The organism is Micromonospora sp. C31 (assembly GCF_018070575.1).
Classification (GTDB): Bacteria; Actinomycetota; Actinomycetes; order Mycobacteriales; family Micromonosporaceae; genus Micromonospora.
This window is the reverse complement of the sequence record NZ_JAGPXN010000016.1, coordinates 1-25430: the sequence shown is the minus strand read 5'-3', so window position 1 is coordinate 25430 and position 25430 is coordinate 1. Positions and strand designations below refer to the sequence as shown.

Below are 25430 nucleotides of genomic sequence, written 5' to 3'. Positions count from 1 at the left end.
GCTCACGGACGGGTGGTCCCGGTCGACGGCACGCCCGGCAGCGGGTCGGTCTGGCTCACCGGCGGCAGCGGCTGACCGACGCCACCGGCGGGGTCGGCGTAGCTGGTGGTGGTCTGCGGGTCGGCGTACGCGCCCGGGGTCGGGTCGAGGTAGCCGCCCGGCGGCACGGCGTCCGGCACCGCGCGCGGGGCCGGCGGGGTCGGGATGACCGCGGTCTGCTCCGGGTCGTAGCCGGCACCCGAGTTGTACGCGGAGTAGCCGTTGCCGCCCTGGTCGTCGTCGGCGGAGATGTTCTTGGTCAGTCGGCCGGCGAGCACACCCAGCACGGCGGCGCCGACCAGGAAGGTGCCGGGGTTGCGGCGCGCGTAGGAGCGCACCTCGGCGATGATGTCGCCGGGCTCACGCTGCTCCAGCCAGCCGGCCACACCGTGCACCCGGTCCGCGGCCTGGCGGGCGATCTCGCTCACCGGGCCGGCCTGGCCGCCCTGGTCGGCCATCGAGCGCATCTCGTCGGCCAGCGAGCGGAGCCCGCCGGCGGCCCGTCGCTGCTGCTCACCGGTCTGGCTGGCGAGCTGGCTGCGGGCCTCGCCGTAGAGGTTGCGCGCCTGGCGCTTCGCCTCGTCGACGACCTCCCTGCCCTGCTCCTTGGCGGTCCCGGCGACGGCGCCACCGGCCTGCTTCGCCTCCGAGCCGACCTGACGGGCCTGCTCGCGGACGCCGCTGCCGTTGGTCGACTCCTGCCCGTACGTGGAAGTCGTGGGTGACAGATCGTAGGTCATGATTTCCCTTCCGCTCGGAAAGTCTTCGCGGGTCTGTGCTGGGGGGATGCGCCGGCCGTTCCTGCCGTCGCATCTCTTGACCTACCCTCGGTCGCCGGTTCCATACCTCGTTCGTGAGTTTGCCTGCGCGCCTCCGCCGGGCCGCTACAGAATGGAGGATCGCCGGATCGCACGTGTCGGTTCCGTCGCACACAGTGACGATCGTCCCTCGCCGCCGGCACCGCGGGCAGGGCGTTCCGCGGCTCCACGGAAGGTGAATCGATGGCACGCAACGCACGCGGCGGGTCTCGGGGCCCGAAGCCGCGGGTGCAACTCGCCGCCGTGGCCGCGGCCGGGCTCTTCGCCCTGATCGGGGTGCTCGGGTTCGTCCCCGGCGTCACCACCGGCTACGGCGACATGACGTTCGCCGGCCACCACTCCGAGGCCCGGCTGCTCGGCCTGTTCCAGGTGTCGATCCTGCACAACGCGCTGCACCTGGGCTTCGGCCTGGCCGGCCTGCTGCTCGCCCGCAGCGTCGCCGGGGCGCGGATCTTCCTCGCCGGCGGTGGCGCCCTCTACCTCGGCCTGTGGCTCTACGGTCTCGCGATCGACCGGGAGAGCGCGGCGAACTTCATCCCGGTCAACGACGCCGACAACTGGCTGCACCTGGCCCTCGGCTTCGGCATGCTCGCCCTCGGGCTGATGCTCTCCAACCGGGTGGGCACGGGCACCCGGCTGGACGCCCCCTTCGACCGCCCTTGACCCCTCGCCCGGCGGGGCGTCCGCCTGCCACGCCCGCCGGCACGGTCCTGCGCCAGCGCGCGTCTTTCGAGGCGGAGCCGACCGCCGCCGCCCACCCCGGCGCGGCGAGGGCCGGGCGCCGTCAGGCCGGCACGCGCAGCCGCTTGGCGAAGCAGACGCTGTACGGGTTGGCGACATACTCGCCGTAGACCGGGATCGGCTCGTACCCGCTGGAGGTGTAGAGCGCGATCGCGGCCGGCAGGTAGGTGCCCGTCTCCAGGCGCACCTCCCCGTACCCGTGCTGGCACGCCAACTCCTCCAGGGCGGTCAGCAGCTGCCGGGCGATGCCCCGACCCCGGTACGCCGGACGCACGTACATCCGCTTCACCTCGCCGGCGCCGGCGTCGAGCGCCTGGATCCCGCCGCAGGCGACCGCCCGCCCGCCGACGACCACCGCCAGGTAGCGGATGTCGTCGTGGGTGACGGTCGCCTGGCCGTCCAGCCCGCCGTCGGCCGTACGCAGCTCGCGCTGCTGGGCGGTGACCAGGGCGTCGATCTCCGGATCGGTGGCGGGGCGTGACTCGATCAGCATCAGGCCACGCTAGGTGCGGGGGATTTCGGGCAGGTTTCCGGCAGTCGACCCGCTCACGGAGCGCGACGAGCTATTCGGCGTCGTTCCGGGCGGCGGCGGGCGACGACCCGACCTCGGGGGACGGCACCGCCCCGCCGGTCGGACCGGCCTCCCGGGCGGGACCGGCCTCGTCGAAGGCGTCGCCCGCCAACGGGTCGACGTCGTCGGAGACGTCGGCGTCGGTGCCCTCGACCTCGTCCTCCGGGCGCTGCCGGCGGGCCTTGCGGGCCGCCAGCCGCTCGGCGGCCGAGGCCCGGCTGGACTTCTCCTCCAGCCGGACGTCGGTGCCCCGGTTGCCGGGGACGAAGTCGGCGCCCGCGTAGAGGGTGGGCTGCCAGTCGAACTCACGCTCGCCGATCCGGACCAGGTCGCCCGGCTCCGCGCCGGCCTTGCCCAGCTTCTCCTCGACGCCCAGGCGTGCCAGTCGGTCGGCCAGGTAGCCGACGGCCTCGTCGTTGTCGAAGTTCGTCTGCCGCACCCACCGCTCGGGACGGACACCGCGCACCACCCAGGCCCCGTCCGGCGCGGCCTCGATGGTGAAGCCGGCGTCGTCGACCGCCCGGGGCCGGATCACGATCCGGGTGGCCTCGGCCGGCGGCGCGGCCCTGCGGCCCTGCTCCACCAGCTCCGCCATGGCGTACATGAGCTCCTTCAGCCCCTCCCGGGTCGCCGCGGAGACCTCGAACACCCGGAAATCGCGCGCCTCCAGGTCGGGGCGGACGATCTCGGCCAGGTCCCGGCCGTCCGGCACGTCGACCTTGTTGAGCGCCACCAGCCGGGGGCGGTCGGCCAGGCCGCCGTACTCGGCCAGCTCGGCCTCGATGGTGTCGATGTCGGCGACGGGGTCCCGGCCGGGCTCCAGGGTGGCGGTGTCGATGACGTGCACGAGCACCGCGCAGCGCTCGATGTGCCGCAGGAACTCCAGGCCGAGGCCCTTGCCGGTGGCCGCACCGGGGATCAGGCCGGGCACGTCGGCGACGGTGAAGGTGTGGTTGTCCAGCCGGACCACACCCAGGTTGGGCACCAGCGTGGTGAAGGGGTAGTCGGCGATCTTCGGCTTGGCGGCGGAGATCACCGAGATCAGCGACGACTTTCCGGCGGACGGGAAGCCCACCAGCCCGACGTCGGCAACGCTCTTCAGCTCCAGCACCACGTCGAGCTGCTCGCCCGGCTCGCCCAGCTCGGCGAAGCCGGGTGCCTTGCGCCGGGCGTTGGCCAGCGACGCGTTGCCCCGACCGCCGCGCCCGCCCCGGGCCACCTCGAACGTCGTGCCGGAGCCGACCATGTCGGCCAGGACCGTGCCGTCGGAGGCCTGCACCACGGTGCCGTTCGGCACCTTGAGCACGAGGTTACGGCCGTTCGCGCCGTCCCGGTTCGATCCGGCGCCACCCTTGCCGTTCTCGGCCTTCACGTGCGGACGGAAGTGGAAGTCCAGCAGCGTCGTCACCTGGGGGTCGACCACGAGGGACACGCTGCCGCCGTGCCCACCGTTGCCGCCGTCGGGGCCGCCGAACGGCTTGAACTTCTCCCGGTGGATCGAGGCACAACCGTGCCCACCATCGCCGGCCTGCAGGTGCAGGACGACCCGGTCAACGAACGTCGCCACGGACGTCAATCCTTCCAGCGAGGTTCACGCCCCGCACGAAAAAAGCAAAGCGGGCCGGGGACACGAGGTCCGCGGCCCGCAACGCCTTCGAACTACTGCTGCGGCACGATGCTGACGGTCTTGCGACCGCGCTTGGTGCCGAACTGGACCGAACCGGCGGCCAGCGCGAAGAGCGTGTCGTCTCCGCCGCGGCCGACCAGGTCACCGGGGTGGAACTTGGTGCCACGCTGACGGATGAGGATCTCACCCGCGCTGACGACCTGACCACCGAAGCGCTTCACGCCGAGCCGCTGCGCCGCGGAGTCACGGCCGTTGCGCGAGCTGGACGCACCCTTTTTGTGAGCCATCTGAGGACGACCTACTTCCCGCTGGAGATGCCGGTCACCTTGACCTGGGTCAACGGCTGGCGGTGACCCTGGCGCTTGTGGTAGCCGGTCTTGTTCTTGAACTTGTGGATCCGGATCTTCGGGCCCTTGGTGTGCGCGGCGATCTCGCCGGACACCGCGACCTTGGCAAGCTTCGCCGCGTCGGTCACCAGGTCGTCACCGTCGACGAGGAGCACCGCGGTGAGCTTCACCGCGTCGCCGGGGGCACCGACGAGCTTCTCGACCTCGATCACGTCGCCCTCGGCGACCTTGTACTGCTTGCCGCCGGTCTTGACGATCGCGTACATCGGAGGCGGACTCCCTGTCGTTGAGGCTGCTGGCGGGTGTTCCCGCGGCGGCTCGCCGGGTAGCAGAGGCACGGCGGCGCGGGCACGCGAGAACTCGGCACACCAAAGTGCGCCGCAGGTCAGCGTACGCCATCGGAGGGCCGACCCCCAAACCGGGCCCGCCGGTCAACGGGCGCAGAGCTGGTCGAGGCGCTGCCGGAGCCGGTCGAGCTCGGTCTCGTCGATCGAGTCGACGTCGGTGCCCAGCGTGCCGACCTCCGCCGCCATGTCCGCCAGGAGCGTCTTGAGCTGCGGATCCTGGGCCCGGGTCGATTCGAGCCGCAGCGTGCTCCGCCAGTCGGTCAGCGCGGTGGAGATCCGGTCGCGGGCGGTCCGGGCCGCCGCGGCGTCGTCCGCCCCGACCGCCGCGACCATCTTGCCGAGTTCCTCGACGTACGTCCGCACGGCCGTCTCGCCGGCCCGCTGTGCCGCGGCACACACCTCGGGCGCGTTGCCGCCGGCCGCCCCGCTGCCGGCCCCCGGCCCGGCGCCCGTGGCCCCGCCGCCGGTGGGTTCGCCCGTCGCCGGGGCGCTCGGGGTGCCGCCGGGTGGGGCGTCCCGCTCCGGTCGCTCGGCCGCGCACCCGGAGCCGGCGAACAGGGCAGCGGTGAGCGCGGTGACGGCGAGCAGACGGCGCATCGTTCTTCTCCTGACCGCAGGCGGCCGATCGTGGCCGGGGATCGACCATACGACAGGGCCCCTCCCGCCGGACATCACCGGGGAAAGGGCCCTGTCACATCTCGTGCCGATCAGCCGGTCACGGCCGGGTACGCCGCCGCGCGCCGCTGCGGCGCGACCGGCGCCGGCCGGCACCGCCCTCCGACTCGTCGCCGTCAGCGTCGGAGAGCGCGTCCGGGTCGTCCGGGGCGGCCAGCCGGGCCGACTCGCCCGTCTGGCTGTCGGCGGCCTCTCCGGCGGCGGCGGTGTCCGCCTCGTAGCGGGACAGGTCGTAGCCCATGGTGTCGTGGTACTCGGCCTCCGGCTCGGCGTCGGCGACGGTCTCGACGACCTCGGCCACGGTACGCTCGGCCGGTGCGCTCTTGCGCGCCCGCCGCCGGGACGAGCCGGCGCCCTGCTCCGCCGCCGGGGCGGCCACGGCCGAGGCGACCGCCTTGACCTTCTCCCCCGCGCCGCCACCGCCGGAACGCGGCTTCTCCGGCACCGGCTCGGTGTGGATGACCAGGCCCCGCCCCTTGCAGCACTCACAGGTCTCGCTGAACGCCTCCAGCAGGCCCGCGCCGATCCGCTTGCGGGTCATCTGCACCAGCCCGAGCGAGGTGATCTCGGTGACCTGGTGCTTGGTGCGGTCCCGGCCCAGGCACTCCGTCAGCCGGCGCAGCACCAGCTCACGGTTGGACTCCAGCACCATGTCGATGAAGTCGATCACCACGATGCCGCCGAGGTCGCGCAGCCGGAGCTGGCGGACGATCTCCTCGGCAGCCTCCAGGTTGTTCCGGGTGACCGTCTCCTCCAGGTTGCCCCCGGAGCCGGTGTACTTGCCGGTGTTGACGTCGACGACCGTCATCGCCTCGGTCCGGTCGATCACCAGCGAACCACCCGAGGGGAGGAAGACCTTGCGGTCCAGCCCCTTGATGATCTGCTCGTCGATCCGGTACTCGGCGAAGACGTCGGCGGTGCCGACGTGCCGGCGCAGCCGGGCGACCAGGTCGGGCGAGACGTGCGACAGGTACGACTCGACGATGTCGTACGACTGCTCGCCCTCGATCACCAGCTCGCGGAAGTCCTCGTTGAACAGGTCCCGCACGACCCGGATGACCAGGTCCGGCTCCTCGTAGAGCAGCACCGGGGCACCGCCCTCGGCCGCCTTGGCCTGGATGTCCTCCCACTGCGCCTGGAGCCGCTTGACGTCGCGCGCCAACTCGTCCTCGCTGGCGCCCTCGGCCGCCGTCCGGACGATCACGCCCGCGCCGTCGGGCACCAGCTTCTTCAGCACGTCCCGCAGCCGCTTGCGCTCGGTGTCGGGCAGCTTGCGGCTGATGCCGGAGGCGTTGCCGTGGGGCACGTAGACGAGGTGCCGCCCGGAGAGCGCGACGTGGCTGGTCAGCCGGGCACCCTTGTGACCGATCGGGTCCTTGGTGACCTGCACCAGCACGGAGTCGCCGGAACGCAGCGCCTGCTCGATGGAGCGGGCCCGCCCCTCCAGGCCGGTGGTGTCCCAGTTGACCTCGCCGGCGTACAGCACGGCGTTGCGCCCGCGCCCGATGTCGACGAAGGCCGCCTCCATGCTGGGCAGGACGTTCTGCACCTTGCCGAGATAGACGTTGCCGGCCATGGTGCCGGAGGAGTTGCGGGTGACGTAGTGCTCGACGAGCACCCCGTCCTCCAGGACGGCGATCTGGGTACGGTCGCCGCGCTGGCGTACCGCCATCACCCGGTCGACGGCCTCCCGGCGGGCCAGGAACTCCGACTCGCTGAGGATCGGCGGCCGGGTACGGCGCTGCTCGCGGCCGTCGCGGCGGCGCTGCCGCTTCGCCTCCAGGCGGGTGGAGCCGGAGACGCCCTGCACCTCGTCGACGGTCTTGCGCGGCTCGCGGATCTTGACGACGGTCGGCACGCCGTCGTCGGTGCCGGCCTCGACGTCGCCGGCGCCCCGGCGGCGGCGCCGGCGTCGGCGGCGGGTCAGCGCGTCGCCGCCCTCGGTGTCCTCGTCCTCGTCGCCCTCGGACTCCTCCGCCTCGGCCTGCGCGGCCTCCTCGGACTCCTCCGCCTCGGCCTGCGCGGCCTCCTCGGACTCCTCGTCCTCGGCGTCGTCCGCGCCGCCCTTGCCCCGGCCACGGCCGCGGCGGCCACGCCGGCGCCGGCGGCGGGCCGCGGCGCTCTCGTCGTCCTCGTCCTCGTCCTCGCCGGCCTCCTCGGCCTCCTCGGTCGGCTCCTCGACCTCGACGGCCTCGACCGCCTCGACGTCGCGGCGGCCACGCCGGCGGCGGCGGGCCGGCTCCTCGGCGGCGGGCTCCTCCGGCTCCGGCTCCGGGGCCGGCGCCACGACCCGGGCGACCGGGACGTCCTCCGGCTGCGGGGCCATGAAGAGCACGGTGGGCGCGGAGAGCGCGGCCCGCCGGCGGCGGGTACGCGGCTCGGGCTCGGGCTCGGGCTCGACCGCCGGTTCGGCCTCCTCGGCCGGCTCCTGCTCGGCGGGCGGGGTGACCGCCACGCCCGGCGGAACCTCGCCCGAACGGCTCTCGGCGCCGCTGACGGCGACGGCCGGGGCGGCGGCGCCGAACCCGGTGCCGGCCTCCGGCTCGACTCCAGCGGCAGCCGGCGGCTGTTCCATGGCGGCGGTGGTGCCGTCGGTCGGGGTCTCGGCCGCCGGCTCGGCCGCCGCGGGGGCGGCCTTCTTCCGGCGGGTACGCGTCGCCCTGGCCGGCGGCGCGACCGGCTCGGCGGACACCTGGTCCGCCACGCCCGGCGTCTGCCCGGTGGCCTCGGGGGCCTGCCCGGTGGCCTCGGGAGCCTGCCCGGTGGCCTCGGGAGCCTGCCCGGTGGCCTCGGCGGGCTGCGCGGCGTCCTCCGCGGCCTTCGCGGTGGTGGCCTTGCGGCGGCGGCGCGTCGCCTTCGGGGCGGCGTCGAGGTCGCCGGAGACGGGGGCGAGCACCTCGGCCTGGGGCGACTCGCCGCTGCCCACGGAGGCCGTCGACGCCTCGACCGGTGCCTCGGTCTGCTCCGGCTGGTTCAGCGGCGTGGCCCGCCGCCGGGTGGTGCGCCGACGGACCGGCGCGGCCGGGGCCTGCTCTGCCTCGCCGGTTGCGCCGTCGGCGGTGTTCCCCACCCCGGCGACGTTCTCGACGGTGCTGTTGTCGGCGGTCTCACCGGCCGGCTGTGAACCGGTCCGTTCGCCGCCCTCGGGCTCGTTCTCGAGCATGGACGTTCTCCAGTTCTGGCTGCCCCGGGCGCGGGTGAGCGCTGCCACGCAGGGTCGCCGCAAAAGTGTTTCCGCCGAGCGCGCACGGTGCGCGACCGCCGAAGTCTGCCTACCTGAACGCCGACCGACGGTCAGCGTTCACCGATGGTTGCCCCGTCGCGGTCCGCGTCCAACGGATCCGCGATCGCATCCTGCGCGGTCAGCGTGCCCTGTGCCAGCCGGATCACCCTCGGCGAGACCGGCGGCTCCAGGTCGGCCACCACGCGGAGGCCGGAAAGGACGTCATCGGGTCGCACGGAGGGGGTGACCTGCCGCACGACCAGTTCGAGTATCGCACACGGTACGGCCGGCGCCCCGGAAGGCGTCTCCGGTGACGCGAGGACATCGATGCGGATCACCGCCGACCGGGCGTCGAAGGTGCGCCGGCCCTGCTTGGTCATCCGCTCGACCAGCACCTCTTCGGCGGCCGTGAAGGCGGCAACCGCCCGTCGCAGGACGGCCGGGTCGACCTCGGGCAACTCGATGCGCCAGTGCGACGCCTCGATCCGGTCGGCAAGACTTCCCCCGCTGGCCACGACGGCGTCGAGCACGTCGAGCCCCGGCGAGAGGGCGGCGTCCAGCGCGGCGCGCAGCTGCGCCGGGTCGACCTGCTCGCGCAGGCCGATCTCCAGGTACTCGGCCTCGCTCGCCACGCCCGTCGGGGCCGCGCTCGCGTACGAGATCTTGGGGTGCGGGGTGAAGCCCTGGGAGAAGGCGATCGGCACGCCCGCCCGGCGCAGCGCCCGCTCGAACGCCCGGGCGAAGTCCCGGTGCGAGGTGAAGCGCAGCGGGCCGCGCTTGGCGTACCGGATCCGGACCCGCTGCACGACGGGTGCCTGACCGCCCTCTGGCTGTGGTTTCCTACTGATCGTCGTGCTCCTCGTGTCGGCACCGGTTGATCGTGGCGGCACTGCTCGCGACTCGCGTGCCGCTGACGATAGCCACTTGATCAACCCGGCGCACGGCGGGCGGCGCACCGGGCGGCGCCCGCCGACGGCGGGGCTACTGCTGGGCGCCGGTGGGCAGCTTCAGGCCGGTGACCGGGGTGAGCGGCAGGAGCTTCCTCCCGGTCGGGCCGATCTGGATCTCGGTGTCCATCGACGGGCAGACGCCGCAGTCGAAGCACGGGGTCCACCGGCAGTCGTCCTGCTCGTACTCGCCGAGCGCGTCCTGCCAGTCCTGCCAGAGCCAGTCCTTGTCCAGGCCCGAGTCCAGGTGGTCCCAGGGCAGGACCTCCAGCTCGTCGCGCTGGCGGGTGGTGTACCAGTCGAGGTCGACCCCGAAGGCGGGCAGCACCTCGGTCGCCGCCTGCACCCAGCGCTGGTAGGAGAAGTGCTCGCTCCAGCCGTCGAACCGGCCGCCGTCCTCCCACACCCGGCGGATCACCGCGCCGACGCGGCGGTCACCCCGGCTGAGCAGGCCCTCGATCAGCGACGGCTCGCCGTCGTGGTAGCGGAAGCCGATGGCCCGACCGAGCGAGCGGTCCGCGTTGATCGCCTGCTTGAGCATCCTAAGCCGGCCGTCGATGACCTCCGGCCGCTCCATCGGCGCCCACTGGAACGGGGTGTGCGGCTTCGGCACGAACCCACCGATCGAGACCGTGCAGCGGATGTCCTTCGAGCCGGTGGCGGCCCGGCCGGCCCTGATCACCTCGTGGGCCATGTCCGCGATCTCGAGGACGTCGTCGTCGGTCTCGGTGGGCAGGCCGCACATGAAGTACAGCTTCACCTGCCGCCAGCCGTTCGTGTACGCGGTGACGACGGTGCGGATCAGGTCTTCCTTTGACACCATCTTGTTGATGACCTTGCGGATCCGCTCCGACCCGCCCTCGGGGGCGAAGGTCAGGCCGGTACGCCGACCGTTGCGCGACAGTTCCTGCGCGAGGTCGATGTTGAACGCGTCGACCCGGGTCGACGGCAGCGAGAGCGAGACGTTGGTGCCCTCGTACTGCTGGGCCAGGCCGGAGCACATGTCGCCGATCTCGGAGTGGTCGGCCGACGACAGCGACAGCAGGCCCACCTCGTGGAAGCCGGAGAACTCCAGCCCCTCGCGCACCATCTGCCCGACGGTGGTGATGGAGCGCTCGCGCACCGGCCGGGTGATCATGCCGGCCTGGCAGAACCGGCAGCCCCGGGTGCAGCCCCGGAAGATCTCCACCGCGTACCGCTCGTGCACGGTCTCCGCGAGCGGCACCAGCGGCTTCTTCGGGTACGGCCAGGCGTCCAGGTCCATGGTCGTGCGCTTGTGCACCCGGAACGGCACGTCCGCCCGGTTCGGCACCACCCGCTGGATCCGGCCGTCGGGGAGGTAGTCCACGTCGTAGAAGCGCGGCACGTAGACGCTCTCGGTGCGGGCCAGGCGCAGCAGCAGCTCGTCGCGCCCGCCCGGGGAGCCCTCGGCCTTCCACTCCCGCACGATCCCGGTGATCTCCAGGACCGCCTCCTCGCCGTCGCCGAGCACCGCGGCGTCGACGAAGTCGGCGATCGGCTCCGGGTTGAACGCGGCGTGGCCGCCGGCCACGATCACCGGGTCGGCGTCGGTGCGGTCGGCCGCCAGCAGGGGGATGCCGGCCAGGTCGATCGCGGTGAGCAGGTTCGTGTAGCCCAGCTCGGTGGAGAAGGAGACGCCGAAGACGTCGAAGCCGCGCACCGAGCGGTGTGCGTCGACGGTGAACTGCGGCACGCCGTGCGCGCGCATCAACTTCTCCAGGTCCGGCCAGACCGCGTAGGTCCGCTCGGCGAGCACGTCGGGCAGCTCGTTGAGCACCTCGTAGAGGATCTGCACACCCTGGTTGGGCAGGCCGACCTCGTAGGCGTCGGGGTACATCAGCGCCCAGCGCACGGCCGCCGCGTCCCAGTCCTTGACCACCGCGCCCAGCTCGCCACCGACGTACTGGATGGGCTTGGTCACCTGGGGCAGCAGCGGCTCCAGCCGGGGCCAGACCGACGGCTCCGGGTCACGGCGCGGCGTCGGCCGCGCCGGGCTGGAGCCGTCGCCGGAATTGGCCGCGGCGGGGCGCGGTGTGGTGGACGGGACGCTCATGATGCCCAAGGGTACGCGGCCCGGCGGCGGCCACCGCGCGCACGCCGGACGCGGCCCTCCCGCACGGTGCGGCGGCGCCGCGAAGCGTCCGCCCACCCCGTGCGGTGCCGGCGTCGATGGTGGCCGGGATCGACCCGCTGGCGCGTCGGTACTAACCTCGGACCGGCGCGAGAGGAGATTGCCGCGATGCCGCAGCCGCAGCCGGGCACGGACCGGCCGGCCGACGGGAGCACCCCGGGCCAGGACCAGGGTCAGGGGCCGGCGGTCGCCGAGGAGCCCCCGACCTCCCCCGCCGCGTCCGCCCCCGTCGGCGGCACGGGCCCGGAGGGCACCCGCCTGCTGCCCGACGACGGCCCGCCGGTCGTGGGGCCACAGGGCACCCGGATGTTCCCCGCCGACGAACAACCGGCCGAGCCGCCCGCGCCCCGGTGGAGCGGCTCGGCGGCAGTTCCAACGCCGAAGCCGCGCAAGCGGGCCTGGGGCGAGTCGGCCGAGATCCCCCCGGTGCCGGCGCCTCCGCCGGCGCCCCCGCCGGCGCAGCCCGAGCACCTCACCCCCGTCGACCCGTGGGCCGGCGCGGACACCGGCGGATGGGACCTGCCGCCGGCCGCGCCACCGCCCCCACCGCCGACACCGACGCGGCCCTACCCCGTGGCGCCGTCGACCCCGCCGTACTCCGGGCCGCCCGTGCACTCCTCCGGGCCGCCCGTGCACTCCCCCGCGCCGCCGGAGCCGCCGCGGCCCGCGCCGCCCCGGGTCGCCCACCCGGCCGCCCCACCGCCCGCGGCGTACCCCGTCTCACCGCCGCCCGCGGCGTACCCCGTCTCACCGCCGCCCGCGGCGTACCCCGTCTCACCACCGCCCGGATACCGGGCGCCCGTCCCGCCGCGCCCGGCGCCGCCCCCGCCGCCCACACCCCCGAGGCAGCGTCGGGCGTCCGCGCCCCCCGCCGGGCCGCAGGCCCCCCAGGGGTACGCCCCGACGCCCACCCGCAAGCGTCGCCGGTGGCCGTGGGTCCTGCTGCTCATGCTGGCCTGCTGCTGCGGCTGCCCGGCCTACTACGGCGTGCCGATGGCGTCGCAGTACCCGGCCGAGGCCAGCCTGCCCGCCGAGGTGGCCGACCTGCGGCTGCGCGACGACAACACCAGCAGGGCGACCGCCAGGCAGTTGGAGTCGGAGGTGCGCAAGGCCCACCTGCTGGCCGACGACACCTTCGCCGGCGTCTACGCCACGGCGGCCGGCAAACGGGTGACGGTCTTCGGCGGCACCGGATTCCGGTTCACCCCGGAGTCGGACGCGGAGGACGAGATCACCCGGCTCACCGGGCAGTACTCCCTCGGCGAGGCACAGGTCGTCGACACCGGCGTACGCGGCCGGCACCAGCGCTGCGCCGTGGGCCGCGCCGACGGCCAGGACGTGGTGGTGTGCACCTCGGTCGACCACGGCAGCATCGCCACCGCGGTCTTCACCCGGCTCTCCCTCGACGACAGCGCCACCCTGCTCGGCACCCTGCGGGAGCAGGTGGTCACGACCGACCAGAAGAAGTAGGGCCGGCTCGGCTCGGCCGGCTCCACGGACGTCGACCGGAGACAGCGGTGCGCCGCCCCGGCCTCCCCGTGACCGGGGCTCAGGCCGGGGTGTCGCCGGGGGTGGCGGAGTGCGCGCGCGGCGGGGCGTAGCGGGGGACGTACTCCTGGCCGGTGAGCTTCTGGATCTCGGCCATGACCTCGTCGGTCATCTCGCGCAGCGACGTGCGGTCGTCCGGCCGGCCGGTGAAGTCGAGGGGCTTGCCGAACCGGATGGTGATCCGGGCGCGGCCGGGGCGGGGCACCCTGGTCCCGATGGGCTGGGCCTTGTCGGTGCCGGTCATGCCGACCGGGATGATCGGCACGCCGGCCGCCACCGCCAGCCGGGCCGCGCCGGTGCGCCCCCGGTAGAGCCGGCCGTCCGGCGACCGGGTCCCCTCCGGATAGACGGCGACCAGGTCACCGGCCTTGAGCACCGGGATGGCCGCGTCGAACGCGGACAGCGCCGCGCGCCCGCCGGCCCGCTCGACCGGGATCGCACCCAGGCCGGTGAGCACGTGCTTGGTGAGGGCGCCCTTCGGGCCGGTGCCCTTGAAGTACTCCGACTTGGCCCAGAACGCCAGGTGCCGGGGGACCACGGTGCCGAGGAACAACTCGTCGGCGACCGAGAGGTGGTTGCCCGCGAAGATCGCACCGCCCGTGTCCGGGATGTGCTCCAACCCCTCCACGGTCGGACGGAAGGCCAGCCGGAGCGCGGGCGCCACGGTGAGTTTGCCGATGGTGTAGAGCAGCGGCACTGGTCCTCCGGCGGAGTGTGTGCGAACAGGCGGTGTCACGGTAACCGACGGGTCCACGGGGTGTCGTCGGGGTGGCGGATCGACCGGCTGGTGAACGGGCGTGTCGTGGCGGTGGGGGCGGTCCGGCGGCGCGCCACCGGAGCGCCCCCACGTCACCGACTCATGCCCTGCGGACGGCCACGGTCACCGGTTCGCCCTCGCCGACCTCCCCGCTGAAGCCGGCCACCCCGTCGGCGAATTCGACGGAGTCGGCCAGCACCTCCCGGGCCACGAAGTCGGTGTACGCCGCCACCGCCGCGCGCACCTCCTCGGCGGCCGACAGCGCCACCACGATCCGGTCCGAGACGTCCAGGTCGGCGTCCCGGCGGGCCTGCTGCACCACCCGGACGACGTCCCGGGCCAGCCCTTCGGCGGCCAGCTCGGGGGTGACCTCGGTGTCCAGCACGACCACACCCTCGCCGCCGGGCAGCGGCACCGAGTGCTCGGCGTCGGCGGCCACCAGGCGCAGCTCGTACTCGCCCTCGGCGAGGGTGACGCCGGCGGCGACGGGGGCGCCGTCGACCAGCTCCCACTGCCCCGCCTTGACCGCCTTGATGACCTGCTGCACCTGCTTGCCGACCCGGGGGCCGAGCGCGCGCGGCACCACGGTGAGCACCTGCTGGCAGTACGCGGACACCTCGTCGGTGAACTCCACCGCCTTCACGTTGACCTCGTCGGCGACCAGGTCGGCGAAGGGTCGCAGTTGGGCCGCCACCGGCGAGGCGACGGTGAGCTTCGACAACGGCAGCCGGACCCGCAGCCCCTTGGCCTTGCGCAGCGACAGCGCCCCCGAGCAGACCTCCCGGGTGGCGTCCATCGCGGCGACCAGGTCGTGGTCGGCCGGGAACTCCCCGGCGGACGGCCAGTCGGTCAGGTGCACCGATCGCTCGCCGGTCAGGCCGCGCCAGATCTCCTCCGCCGTCAGCGGCGCCAGCGGCGCCACCACCCGGCACAGCGTCTCCAGCACCGTCCACAGGGTGTCGAACGCCTCGGCGTCACCCGACCAGAACCGGTCCCGGGAGCGCCGCACGTACCAGTTGGTCAGCGCGTCCAGGTAGGAGCGCACCGTGGCGCAGGCGCCCGAGATGTCGTACGCGTCCATCTGCTCCTGGACCGTCGACACCAGCTCGTTGGTCTTCGCCAGCACGTACCGGTCGAGCAGGTGGGTGCTGGTCGTGTTCCGCTTCGCGGTGTACCCGTCGGCGTTGGCGTAGAGCGAGAAGAAGTACCAGACATTCCACAGGGGCAGCAGCACCTGCCGGACGGCGTCGCGGATGCCCGGCTCGGTGACGGCCATGTCGCCGCCGCGCAGCACCGGCGAGGACATCAGCATCCAGCGCATCGCATCCGAGCCGTACGCGTCGAACACGTGGTAGACGTCCGGATAGTTGCGCAGGCTCTTGGACATCTTGCGCCCGTCGGAGCCGAGCAGGATGCCGTGGCTGAGGCAGTTGCGGAACGCCGGCCGGTCGAACAGCGCCGTGGCCAGCACGTGCATGGTGTAGAACCAGCCGCGGGTCTGGCCGATGTACTCGACGATGAAGTCGCCGGGGTAGTGGTGCTCGAACCAGTCGCGGTTCTCGAACGGGTAGTGCACCTGGGCGAACGGCATCGAGCCGGACTCGAACCAGCAGTCCAGCACCTCCGGCACCCGGCGCATCGTCGACTTCCCCGTCGGGTCGTCCGGGTTGGGGCGGACCAGGTCGTCCACCGCCGGCCGGTGCAGGTCGGTCAGGCGTACGCCGAAGTCGCGCTCGATCTCCGCCAGCGAGCCGTACACGTCGACGCGGGGGTAGGTCGGGTCGTCGGACTTCCACACCGGGATCGGCGAGCCCCAGAACCGGTTCCGGCTGATCGACCAGTCCCGGGCGTTGGCCAGCCACTTGCCGAACGAGCCGTCCTTGATGTGCCCCGGGGTCCAGTTGATCTGCTGGTTCAGCTCGACCATCCGGTCCTTGAACCGCGTCACCGCGACGAACCACGACGACACCGCCTTGTAGACCAACGGGGTGTCGCAGCGCCAGCAGTGCGGGTACGAGTGGGTGTAGGTGTCCTGCCTGAGGACGACCCCCCGCTCCTTGAGTTCCCGGATCACCGGCTTGTTGACGTCGAAGACCTGCTCGCCCTCGTAGGGCGGCACCAGCGCGGTGAACCGGGTGTGGTCGTCCACCGTGACGATGGTGGGGATGCCGGCCGCGTTGCAGACGTTCTGGTCGTCCTCGCCGAAGGCGGGGGCCAGGTGGACGATCCCGGTGCCGTCCTCGGTGGTGACGAACTCCGCGCCGAGCACCTGGTAGGCGTTCTCCCCCGCCTGCTCGACGAGGAAGTCGAACAGCGGGGTGTAGCGACGCCCGACCAGGTCACGACCGGAGACGGTGCCGACCTGCTCGTAGCCCTCCAGCTCCTTGGCGTACGCGGCCAGCCGCGCCGCCCCGACGACGTACCGCTGCCCGTCGCGCTCGAGCACGGCGTACTCGATGTCGGGGCCGACGGCGAGCGCCAGGTTGGACGGCAGGGTCCACGGCGTGGTGGTCCAGACACCGAGCCGCACCGGCCCGCGCACCAGCTCGGGCGCGTCCTCGTCGCCGGTGAGCGCGAACCACACCGACAGCGTCGGGTCGTGCCGGTCCCGGTAGACGTCGTCCATCCGGGTCTCGGTGTTCGACAGCGGCGTCTCGCAGCGCCAGCAGTACGCCAGCACCCGGAAGCCCTCGTAGACCAGGCCCTTGTCGTGCAGGGTCCTGAAGGCCCACATGACGCTTTCCATGTAGTCCAGGTCGAGGGTCTTGTAGTCGTCGGCGAAGTCGACCCAGCGGGCCTGCCGGGTGACGTAGCGCTCCCAGTCGTGGGTGAACTCCAGCACCGAGGAGCGGCACGCCTCGTTGAACCGGGCCACGCCGAGGTCGAGGATCTCCGCCTTGCTGGTGATGCCGAGCTGCTTCTCGGCGACCACCTCGGCCGGCAGGCCGTGGCAGTCCCAGCCGAAGCGCCGCTCGACCCGGCGACCGCGCATCGTCTGGTAGCGCGGCACCACGTCTTTCACGTAGCCGGTGAAGAGGTGCCCGTAGTGCGGCAGGCCGTTGGCGAACGGCGGGCCGTCGTAGAAGACGTACTCGTTGTCGGCGTCGCCGGTGACGCCGCCGACGGCTGCGTCCGTGGTCTCCGGCCGCCGGCTGGAGGCCGGCCTGGCCTCGACCGAGGCCTCGAAGGTCTTGTCGGCCGTCCAGTGCTCCAGGACCCGGCGCTCGACCGCGGGCAGGTCCGGGCTCGCCGGGACGCCGGCGGCGGTCGGGTCGTGCAACGGATAGACCATCGGGGGTCGCTCTCCTCGCAGCTCACTCGTCGTGTGGTCTGCGAGGACGAGCCTTCTCGGGGTGCGCCTCGTCGGCGCCCCCGGGCGGGCCCGCGGTACCACCCCGCTTGGCGGTCAGGATCGACCGCCCGCTCGTTGGCCGGCTGTGACGGGCCGGACCCGTCCGGTTCTACTGGGCCGGGGTGAACCGGCTGTTCTTCCGGAGGCTCACCGGTGATGGCCGGGTCATCGCCTTACGACCGCCAAGGTTACCCGACCACCGGGGAAGATCGCCGCCGAGTAGTCCGGCACGCCCCCGCGCCGGGACCCCCTGCGCGGCAGCCCTTCCCGGCGGCGTGACCGGGCTCACGTCCGCCGGTGTCACGCCGCGCCCGCGTACGCCGTCGGGTGGGTGTCGAGACAGACCGGACCGAGGAGGGCCGTCGTGCAACGGATGAACGTGGCCGAGGTGGCACCGCAGGCGTACCAGGCCGTGCTGGGGCTGGAGAAGTACGTCCGGGCAAACGTCGGGCACACCGTGCTGGAGCTGGTGAAGCTGCGGGCATCGATGCTGAACGGCTGTGCGTTCTGCGTCGACATGCACAGCCGGGACGCGCTGGCGGCGGGCGAGTCGGACCGGCGGCTCTTCGCCGTCGCCACCTGGCGGGAGGCGCCCTTCTTCGACGAACGGGAGCGGACCGCGCTGGCGCTCACCGACGCGGTGACCCGGCTCGGCGAGCACGGCGTGCCCGACGACGTCTGGGACGCGGCGGCGAAGGTGTGGTCGGAGAAGGAACTCGCGGACCTGCTGATGGCGATCGCCACCATCAACGTGTGGAACCGCATCGCCGTGACCTGCCGCACCGAGCTGCCCGCGGAGGCGTGACGGTCCCGGGCGCGACGCTGTCGGCCGGTGCGCTCGACGCGCACCGGCCGGGTGTCGCACTCCCGGGCGGGTCAGCCCAGCTCGGGGAACCAGAGCGCGATCTCGCGCTTCGCGCTGTCCGGCGAGTCGGAGGCGTGCACCAGGTTCTCCCGGTTGGACAGGGAGAGGTCGCCGCGGATCGTGCCGGCGGCGGCCTTGCGGCCGTCGGTCGCGCCGATCATGCCGCGTACGACCTCGATCACCTGGTCGCCGGAGAGCACCAGCGCCACCAGCGGGCCGCCGGTCATGAAGTCCTTCAGCGGCGGGTAGAACGGCTTGTCCACGTGCTCGGCGTAGTGCTGGTCGGCGAAGTCGCCGTCCAGCGTCCGCGCCTGCATGGCGTCGATCCGCAGCCCTTTGCGCTCGAAGCGGGAGATCACCTCGCCGACCAGCCCGCGGCGGACCGCGTCGGGCTTGACCAGTACGAGGGTGCGCTCATCGGGGCTGCTGCTGGACACGCTGGGTTCCTCCTGTGCGCACATGACGGCCGGGCTGGGTACGGTCAGCCTAGCGACCCGGTCCCGGCGCCGGCGCGGCGGTCGGTCCTTCCTCCGGCGGCCGATCCGGCCTAGCCTGGCCCTTGACCCTCGGGAGGTCCACTGTGCCGAATGGCGGGAACCGACCCATCGCACCGGTACGCAAGCTGATCGCCGCGGTGCTGGGCACCGTGGCGACCTTCGTCGTCCTCTTCGGCCTGGGCATGACCAGTTGGGCGATCGTGGCCCTCGGTGTCGCCCTGCTGGTGCTGGCCATCGCGCTGGCCACGGTGCGCGGGGGCGGACGCACCTGGGTGGTCGGCGAGGGGCACGTGCACAGCGCCTCCGAGCCGCCCACCCAGTACGCCTTCGGCCGCTGCGAACTCCAGCTGGTGATCGACGCCCCGGGGCTGCCGCCCCGGTCCAAGAAGATCATCGAGCCGCGGGTGCCGGTGGCGAAGTGGCCGTCGCTGGGCCAGACGCTGCCGGTCCGGGTGGCCCTGGACGACCAGCGGCACGTCCGGGTGCTCTGGGACGACGTGCCGACCCACGCGGAGACGGCCGCCGCCGTCGCGGCCGACCTGCCGCCCGAGTACGCGGGCGCCGAGCCGCTGGACGACGTGCTGATCCAGCAGGAGGCCCCGCCGTGGGCGGACCGGGCGCCGGACGACGACTTCCGGGACGACCACCGGAACGACTTCCGGGACGACCACCGCGACGACTTCCGGGACGACCACCGCGGCGACTTCCGGGCGCCGGTGGGCGATCCGCTGGGCGATCCCGTCGGGGACCCGATGGGCGACCCGCTCGGCGACGACCGCGTCCGGCAGCCCGCGGAGCGCGAGCCCGTCGTGATGCACCAGCGCCCGGGTGGGCCGGTCGTGCTGGAGGGCACGCTCGTCGAGCAGCCCGCCACCGGCACCCTGCCGCGCCGGGCCACCCCGACGCCCCGTCCACCCGCCGAGGAGCGGTTCGACGCACCCGGCGAGCGCCTCGACCCGCCCTCGCCGGCGGACCCGCTCGACCTGCCCCTGGACGATCCCGCCCCGCCCCGCGACCGGGTCCGCAACGAGCGGATCAGCACGGAGGAGCTGAACGCGGCGATCTTCGGCCCCGGGCCGGCGGCCGGCGCCGACGACAGTGCCGGGCAGACCGCGCCGGCGGGCGAGGAGTTCGGGGCACCGATCGCCGGGGTGGGGCTGACCCTGTTGGTCACCGACCTGCCCCGCTCGCTGGGCTTCTACCGCGACCTGGGCTTCGACGAGGTCGACCGGGGTTCCGGCAACGCGGTCCTCTCCTCGGGCACGACCCGCCTGGTGCTGCGGGAGGTGACCGAGGCGGCGCCGATCAGCCGCCGCCTGGTGCACGTCAACCTCGAGGTCGACGACATCGGTTCCGCGTACGAGCGGCTGCGCGGGACGGGCGTCCGGTTCACGTACGCCCCCCGGGTGGTCAACCGGGGCACGAAGCTGGAGGTGTGGGCGGCGGCGTTCCGCGACCCGGACGGCCACGGCATCGCCCTCACCCAGTGGCGGGAACGCGCCGAGGCCTGACCCGTCAGCCCAGGATGACCCGGCGCACGTGCAGGGCGTACGCCCACACCAGCGCGAAGACGACGCCCACCACGAGCAGCGACCAGTGCAGCAGGCCGGCCAGCATCAGCAGCCCCTGCAGGACGGTGCCGGCGTGCCAGGCCCACGGCCGGCGCATCAGGCCGGCCAGCAGCACCGCCGCCATGGCCAACGCCACGACCGTCCCGATCGCCGCGCCGCCCAGGTCGCCGCCGACCACCCGGATCGGCTGGATGGCCAGCACCAGCACCAGCGCCTCCAGGCTGAGGGTGCCGGCACCGAGGCCACGGACCGCCCGTTCCGGGTCGCGTAGCCCGGAGCGACGCGGCGGCCGCCCCCCGGGGGTGCCGTCGGGTGCCCCGGCCGGGCGGTCGTCGCCCGCCGTGGCGCGCTCCGGCCCGGTCATCGCTTGAGCAGCCGGCGGGCGTCGGCCACGGTCACCACCGACCCGGTGACCAGCACCCCGACTCCGCTCAGCTCCCCCGGTACGTCCTCCTCGGCCAGCGCCACCGCCGCCTCGATCGCGTCCGGCATCTCCTCGGCCACCTCCACCCGGTCGGGCCCGAAGACCTCGGCCGCCAGTGCGGCCAGTTCCTGGGCCGGCAGCGCGCGGGGCGAGCTGTTGCGGGTCACCACCACCTGGTCGACCACCGGCTCCAGCAGCTCCAGCAGGCTCGCCGCGTCCTTGTCCGCGAGGACGCCGACCACGGCGACCAGCTTGCTGAACGCGAACTCCTCCTGCAACGCCGTCACCGTGGCGGCCATCCCGTGCGGGTTGTGCGCCCCGTCGAGCAGGACGGTCGGCGCGCTGCGTACGCGCTCCAGCCGGCCCGGCGAGCTGGCCGTCGCGAAGCCCTCCCGGACCGCCTCGACGTCGAGCTGCCGCTTCGCCCCGGCACCGAGGAACGCCTCGACCGCCGCCAGCGCCACCGCCGCGTTCTGCGCCTGGTGGGCGCCGTGCAACGGGATGAAGACCTCCTCGTAGACGCCGCCGAGGCCCTGGAGGGTGAGCACCTGCCCGCCGACGGCGACCGCCCGCCGCAGCACCCCGAACTCGGCGCCCTCCCGGGCGATGGTCGCGCCGACCTCGGCGCAGCGCTCCAGGATGGGCCCGGCGGCCTCCTCCTCCTGCGCCGCGGAGATCACCGTCGCGCCCTTGTGGATGATCCCCGCCTTGGCCAGCGCGATGTCCTGGATGGTGTCGCCGAGCCATTCGGTGTGGTCCAGCCCGACCGGGGTGAGCACGCACACCCCGGCCTGGACCACGTTGGTGGCGTCCTCGGCGCCGCCCAGGCCCACCTCGACAACCGCCACGTCCACCGGGGCGTCGGCGAACGTGGCGAAGGCCAGCGCGGTCGTCATGTCGAAGTACGTCAGCGGCTCCGCCGAGCGCTCGTCGACCAGCCGGGCCAGCGGCTCGATCTCCCGGTACGTGGCGACGAACCGGCCCTCGTCCACCGGCTCGCCGTCCAGGCTGATCCGCTCCCGGACGCTCTCCAGGTGGGGGCTGGTGTAACGGCCGGTGTGCAGCCCGAACGCCCGCAGCAGCGAGTCGATCATCCGGGCCGTCGAGGTCTTGCCGTTGGTGCCGGTCAGATGGATCGACGGGTACGCCCGCTGCGGGCTGCCGAGCAGGTCCAGCAGCGACTCGATCTTGTCCAGCTCGAAGGCCATCCGGGTGAAGCCGCGGCCGGCCAGCTCGGCCTCGACGGCGGCGAAATCGGTGCGGTCGGTCACGAGGGCAGCGCCTCCAGAGCGGCGTCGATGCGGACGAGGTCGGCCTCGGCGACGGCGAGCCGGTCGCGGATCTTGGCGACCACCGGTTCCGGCGCCTTGTCGACGAACGCCGGGTTGCCGAGCTTCGCCCGCGCCTGCGCGGCCTCCTTCTCGGCGGCGGCCCGGTCCTTCGTCAGCCGGGCCCGCTCGGCCGCCACGTCGATCGTCCCCCGGGTGTCCAGGGCCACGCTCACCTCGCCGGGCATGGCGAGCGTCGCGCTGGCCTGGAAGTCGTCGCCGGCCGCGTCGAGGCGCACCAGCGACCGGATCAGCGGCTCGTGCGCGGCGATGCCGGCGGCGGCCAGACCGTCGAGCCGCGCGGCGACCCGCTGCGTCGGGCGCAGCCCCTGGTCGCTGCGGAACCGCCGGATCTCGGTCACGACCCGCTGGAGGGTGCCGACCTCGACCTCCGCGGCGTCGTCGACTCCGGTACGGTCGGCCACCGGCCAGGCGGCCGTCATCACCGTCTCGCCGCCGGTGAGGGCGGTCCACAGTTCCTCGGTGACGAACGGGATGACCGGGTGCAGCAGCCGCAGCAGCTGGTCCAGCACGTGGCCGAGCACCCGGCGGGTGGCCTCGGCGGCCGGACCGCCCTCGGCGAGCACCGGCTTGGTCAGCTCCACGTACCAGTCGCAGACGTCGTCCCAGGCGAAGTGGTAGAGCAGGTCGCAGACCTTGGCGAACTCGTACGCCTCGAACTGCTCGTCCACCTCGGCGGTGACGTGCGCCAGCCGGGACAGGATCCACCGGTCGACCGTCGACAGGGTGTCGGGCGCCGGCAGCGGCCCCTCGGTGTGTGCGCCGTTGAGCAGCGCGAACCGGGTGGCGTTCCACAGCTTGTTGCAGAAGTTGCGCGAGCCCTGGCACCACTCCTCGCTGACCGGCACGTCCCCGCCCGGGTTGGCGCCCCGGGCGAGGGTGAACCGGGTGGCGTCGGCGCCGTACCGGTCGATCCAGTCCAGCGGGTCGACCACGTTGCCGAACGACTTCGACATCTTCTTGCCGAACTGGTCGCGGACCATTCCGTGCAGGGCCACCGTGTCGAACGGCTGCCGGCCGTCCATCGCGTACAGGCCGAACATCATCATCCGGGCGACCCAGAAGAAGAGGATGTCGTAGCCGGTCACCAGGACGCTGGTGGGATAGAACTTCGCCAGGTCGGGGGTCTGCTCCGGCCAGCCGAGCGTGGAGAACGGCCACAGGCCGCTGGAGAACCAGGTGTCCAGCACGTCCTCGTCCTGGCGCCAACCCGCGCCGGTCGGCGGCTGCTCGTCGGGACCGACGCAGACGATCTCACCGTCCGGGCCGTACCAGACGGGAATGCGGTGGCCCCACCAGAGCTGCCGGGAGATGCACCAGTCGTGCATGTTGTCGACCCAGGCGAAGTACCGCTTGGCCAGCTCCGCCGGCTCGATCTTCACCCGTCCGTCGCGCACCGCGTCACCGGCCGCCTTGGCCAGCGGGGCGGTGTCGACGAACCACTGCAGCGACAGCCGCGGCTCGACGGTCGTCTTGCACCGGGAGCAGTGCCCCACCGCGTGCACGTACGGCCGCTTCTCGGCGACGATGCGGCCCTGCTCGCGCAGCGCGGCGACGATCGCCGGACGGGCCTCGTACCGGTCCAGGCCCTCGAACGGGCCGTGCGCGGTGATGACGCCGCGCTCGTCCATGATCGTCAGCGACGGCAGGTCGTGCCGCTGGCCGATCTCGAAGTCGTTCGGGTCGTGCGCGGGGGTCACCTTGACCATGCCGGTGCCGAAGCTCGGGTCGACGTGCTCGTCGGCCACGATCGGGATCTGCCGGTCGGTCAGCGGCACGGCCACCTCGGTGCCGATCAGGTGCCGGTAACGCTCGTCGTCGGGGTGGACGGCGACGGCGGTGTCACCGAGCATCGTCTCGGCCCGGGTGGTGGCGACCACGACGTCGTCGCTGTAGCGGATCGAGATCAGCTCACCGTCGTCGTCGGTGTGCTCCACCTCGATGTCGGAGAGCGCGGTCAGGCAGCGCGGACACCAGTTGATGATCCGGTTGGCCCGGTAGATCAGCCCGTCGTCGAAGAGCTTCTTGAACATGGTCTGGACGGCCCGGGACAGTCCCTCGTCCATGGTGAAGCGCTCACGGTCCCAGTCGACGGAGTCGCCGAGGCGGCGCATCTGGCCGAGGATCGCGCCGCCCGACTCGGCCTTCCACTGCCAGACCCGCTCGACGAACTTCTCCCGGCCCAGGTCGTGCCGCGACAGGCCCTCGCCGGCGAGCTGCCGTTCGACCAGGTTCTGGGTGGCGATGCCGGCGTGGTCCATGCCGGGCAGCCACAACGCCTCGTGGCCCTGCATCCGCTTGCGGCGGGTCAACGCGTCCATGAGGGTGTGTTCGAACGCGTGGCCCATGTGCAGGGAGCCGGTGACGTTGGGCGGCGGGATGACGATGGCGAAGGGGGGCTTGTCGCTGTCCGCCGACGCCCGGAAGTGGCCGGCGGCTACCCACTGCTCGTACCGTCGCTGCTCTACCTCGCCGGGCTGGTACTGGCCGGCAAGGGCGGGGGCGTCGGGGCGTCGGGCGTCCAGTCTCTCGGTCACCCTGAAAGTCTACGGAGCGCTTCCCGGGACCCGACGTGCGCCACCTGCTGTTCGCGTACGGTGTCGGCTATGTCCGACGCACATCTCACCGAACGCCCGGCTGCCGACGGGTCCGAACCGATCGACCTGACCGACGAGCCCATCCAGCTCAGCAACCGGGACCCGGAAGACGCTCCGGAGCGGCGGGCCACGCGGTCGGGGCGCCGGCGGGTGGCGTGGGCCGCGGCGGCGGTGATCGGACTGGCGGGAGCCGCGGTGCTCGGCACCGCCGGCGTGCGCATCGTCCAGCAGAAGGACGCCGACCTGGCCACCCCGGACCGGGTGGCAGGTCTCGTACGGGACGACAGCGAGCGGGCCCGCAGCACCTCCGACTACCTGCGCAGCGGGTTCGCGGCCAACATCGACCTGGACACCAGCTTCGGCACCGTCTACCGGGATCCCGCCGACGACAAGCGTCCGGTACCCCTCTTCGGCGGTACGGCGGTCCTCTGGCAGCCGGAGCGGGACCTGGACACCCTCTTCGACCTGCTGGCCGACGAGACCGGCGAGGTGGCCGGCCTGCGCGAGGTGCCCGCGGGGCGCTTCGGCGGCGTGATGAAGTGCGGCAACACCAGTGGCGAGGGCGGCGACTTCGCGGTCTGTGGGTGGGCCGACCACGGCAGCGTGGTGATGGGGATGTTCCCGGGCCGCCCCATCGAGGACGCCGGCCGGCTGTTCCGCTCGATCCGCGAGGAGATCCAGACCCGCGTCTGACGCCTTCTCCCGCCGACGGCGAACTCCGACGCGTCCCTCACCTGTGGCAGACGGAAACGAGCGCTCGCCGCCATCGGCGAGTGCATCCGCACTCGGTCAGCAGCCGACAGGCAACTGCGGCGCGCGTCAGTCGTACGCCCACCAGGAAAAGATCCGTGACGCGGTTCAGGGCCACCCCGCAAGGGGTGGCCCTGAACTGAAAGATTGTCCGGCGGTGTCCTACTCTCCCACACCCTCCCGAGTGCAGTACCATCGGCGCTGGAGGGCTTAGCTTCCGGGTTCGGAATGTA

The 25430-nt window shown here is 73.3% G+C and carries 19 protein-coding genes and 1 pseudogene; 5 read left to right on the top strand and 15 right to left on the bottom strand.

The features are described 5' to 3' along the window. Positions 1–2 precede the first annotated feature (2 nt). Positions 3–779, bottom strand: coding sequence for a hypothetical protein (locus tag KBX06_RS20330; RefSeq protein WP_210837495.1), 777 nt, complete (start codon positions 777–779; stop codon positions 3–5). Positions 780–1040: 261 nt separating this feature from the next. On the opposite strand from KBX06_RS20330, the gene KBX06_RS20325 reads away from it, so the two are divergent. Further along, positions 1041–1520 (top strand): DUF4383 domain-containing protein, encoded by a 480-nt coding sequence (locus tag KBX06_RS20325; protein ID WP_210837492.1) that lies wholly within the window; start codon positions 1041–1043, stop codon positions 1518–1520. A 121-nt stretch (positions 1521–1641) separates the two neighbouring features. Here KBX06_RS20325 and KBX06_RS20320 read toward each other — a convergent pair whose 3' ends face one another. The 8 genes and pseudogenes from KBX06_RS20320 to KBX06_RS20285 all read right to left on the bottom strand — a co-directional run bounded on the left by KBX06_RS20320 (position 1642) and on the right by KBX06_RS20285 (position 11409). Then, on the bottom strand, positions 1642–2091 hold the full coding sequence (locus tag KBX06_RS20320) for a GNAT family N-acetyltransferase (protein ID WP_210837490.1): 450 nt from the start codon (positions 2089–2091) through the stop codon (positions 1642–1644). A gap of 202 nt (positions 2092–2293) precedes the next feature. Continuing rightward, positions 2294–3736, bottom strand: a pseudogene (obgE, locus tag KBX06_RS20315) (GTPase ObgE); the annotation flags it as partial. A gap of 92 nt (positions 3737–3828) precedes the next feature. Continuing rightward, a complete protein-coding gene (gene rpmA / locus KBX06_RS20310; RefSeq protein ID WP_013288010.1) occupies positions 3829–4083 on the bottom strand; it encodes a 50S ribosomal protein L27 in 255 nt (84 codons plus the stop codon). Positions 4084–4094: 11 nt separating this feature from the next. Continuing rightward, on the bottom strand, positions 4095–4409 hold the full coding sequence (gene rplU / locus KBX06_RS20305; protein ID WP_088975625.1) for a 50S ribosomal protein L21: 315 nt from the start codon (positions 4407–4409) through the stop codon (positions 4095–4097). Positions 4410–4574: 165 nt separating this feature from the next. Further along, complete coding sequence (locus KBX06_RS20300; protein WP_210837488.1) at positions 4575–5087, bottom strand: hypothetical protein; 513 nt, start codon at positions 5085–5087, stop codon at positions 4575–4577. 118 nt (positions 5088–5205) lie between these two features. After that, complete coding sequence (locus KBX06_RS20295) at positions 5206–8328, bottom strand: Rne/Rng family ribonuclease (protein ID WP_210837486.1); 3123 nt, start codon at positions 8326–8328, stop codon at positions 5206–5208. Between the two features lie 131 nt (positions 8329–8459). After that, positions 8460–9194 carry a TIGR03936 family radical SAM-associated protein gene (locus tag KBX06_RS20290; protein ID WP_210837484.1) on the bottom strand — a complete coding sequence of 245 codons (735 nt, stop codon included), beginning with the start codon at positions 9192–9194 and terminating at the stop codon, positions 8460–8462. 175 nt (positions 9195–9369) lie between these two features. Continuing rightward, positions 9370–11409, bottom strand: coding sequence for a TIGR03960 family B12-binding radical SAM protein (locus KBX06_RS20285; protein WP_210837482.1), 2040 nt, complete (start codon positions 11407–11409; stop codon positions 9370–9372). A 339-nt stretch (positions 11410–11748) separates the two neighbouring features. On the opposite strand from KBX06_RS20285, the gene KBX06_RS20280 reads away from it, so the two are divergent. After that, positions 11749–12957: a hypothetical protein gene (locus KBX06_RS20280; protein WP_374225662.1), complete on the top strand. Its 1209-nt coding sequence runs from the start codon at positions 11749–11751 to the stop codon at positions 12955–12957. A gap of 79 nt (positions 12958–13036) precedes the next feature. On the opposite strand, the gene KBX06_RS20275 is transcribed toward KBX06_RS20280, so the two are convergent. Next, positions 13037–13732, bottom strand: a complete 696-nt coding sequence (locus KBX06_RS20275) for a 1-acyl-sn-glycerol-3-phosphate acyltransferase (RefSeq protein ID WP_210837479.1) — start codon at positions 13730–13732, stop codon at positions 13037–13039. A 160-nt stretch (positions 13733–13892) separates the two neighbouring features. Then, positions 13893–17084 carry an isoleucine--tRNA ligase gene (gene ileS, locus KBX06_RS20270; protein ID WP_210837477.1) on the bottom strand — a complete coding sequence of 1064 codons (3192 nt, stop codon included), beginning with the start codon at positions 17082–17084 and terminating at the stop codon, positions 13893–13895. A gap of 433 nt (positions 17085–17517) precedes the next feature. Here ileS and KBX06_RS20265 point away from each other — a divergent pair, with 433 nt between their 5' ends. Then, positions 17518–17949 (top strand): carboxymuconolactone decarboxylase family protein, encoded by a 432-nt coding sequence (locus KBX06_RS20265; protein WP_210837676.1) that lies wholly within the window; start codon positions 17518–17520, stop codon positions 17947–17949. 71 nt (positions 17950–18020) lie between these two features. Here the strand turns inward: KBX06_RS20265 and ndk are convergent, their stop codons facing one another. Continuing rightward, positions 18021–18446 (bottom strand): nucleoside-diphosphate kinase, encoded by a 426-nt coding sequence (gene ndk / locus KBX06_RS20260; RefSeq protein WP_210837475.1) that lies wholly within the window; start codon positions 18444–18446, stop codon positions 18021–18023. Between the two features lie 143 nt (positions 18447–18589). Here ndk and KBX06_RS20255 point away from each other — a divergent pair, with 143 nt between their 5' ends. Further along, the gene (locus KBX06_RS20255) at positions 18590–20017 is read left to right on the top strand and encodes a VOC family protein (RefSeq protein ID WP_210837473.1); all 1428 of its coding nucleotides are present in this window, start codon (positions 18590–18592) and stop codon (positions 20015–20017) included. A gap of 4 nt (positions 20018–20021) precedes the next feature. Here KBX06_RS20255 and KBX06_RS20250 read toward each other — a convergent pair whose 3' ends face one another. From KBX06_RS20250 to KBX06_RS20240, 3 genes are read right to left on the bottom strand one after another with little or no spacing between them, the layout of a single operon-like run. Then, entirely contained in the window at positions 20022–20441 is a 420-nt protein-coding gene (locus tag KBX06_RS20250) for a DUF4233 domain-containing protein (protein WP_210837471.1), read from the bottom strand. Further along, entirely contained in the window at positions 20438–21772 is a 1335-nt protein-coding gene (locus KBX06_RS20245; protein ID WP_210837469.1) for a folylpolyglutamate synthase/dihydrofolate synthase family protein, read from the bottom strand. The genes KBX06_RS20250 and KBX06_RS20245 overlap by 4 nt, the downstream gene beginning before the upstream one ends. After that, on the bottom strand, positions 21769–24387 hold the full coding sequence (locus KBX06_RS20240; protein WP_210837467.1) for a valine--tRNA ligase: 2619 nt from the start codon (positions 24385–24387) through the stop codon (positions 21769–21771). Before KBX06_RS20240 ends, KBX06_RS20245 begins: the two co-directional genes overlap by 4 nt. Positions 24388–24456: 69 nt before the next feature. Here KBX06_RS20240 and KBX06_RS20235 point away from each other — a divergent pair, with 69 nt between their 5' ends. Then, a complete protein-coding gene (locus KBX06_RS20235) occupies positions 24457–25140 on the top strand; it encodes a hypothetical protein (RefSeq protein ID WP_210837465.1) in 684 nt (227 codons plus the stop codon). Positions 25141–25430: the final 290 nt, after the last annotated feature.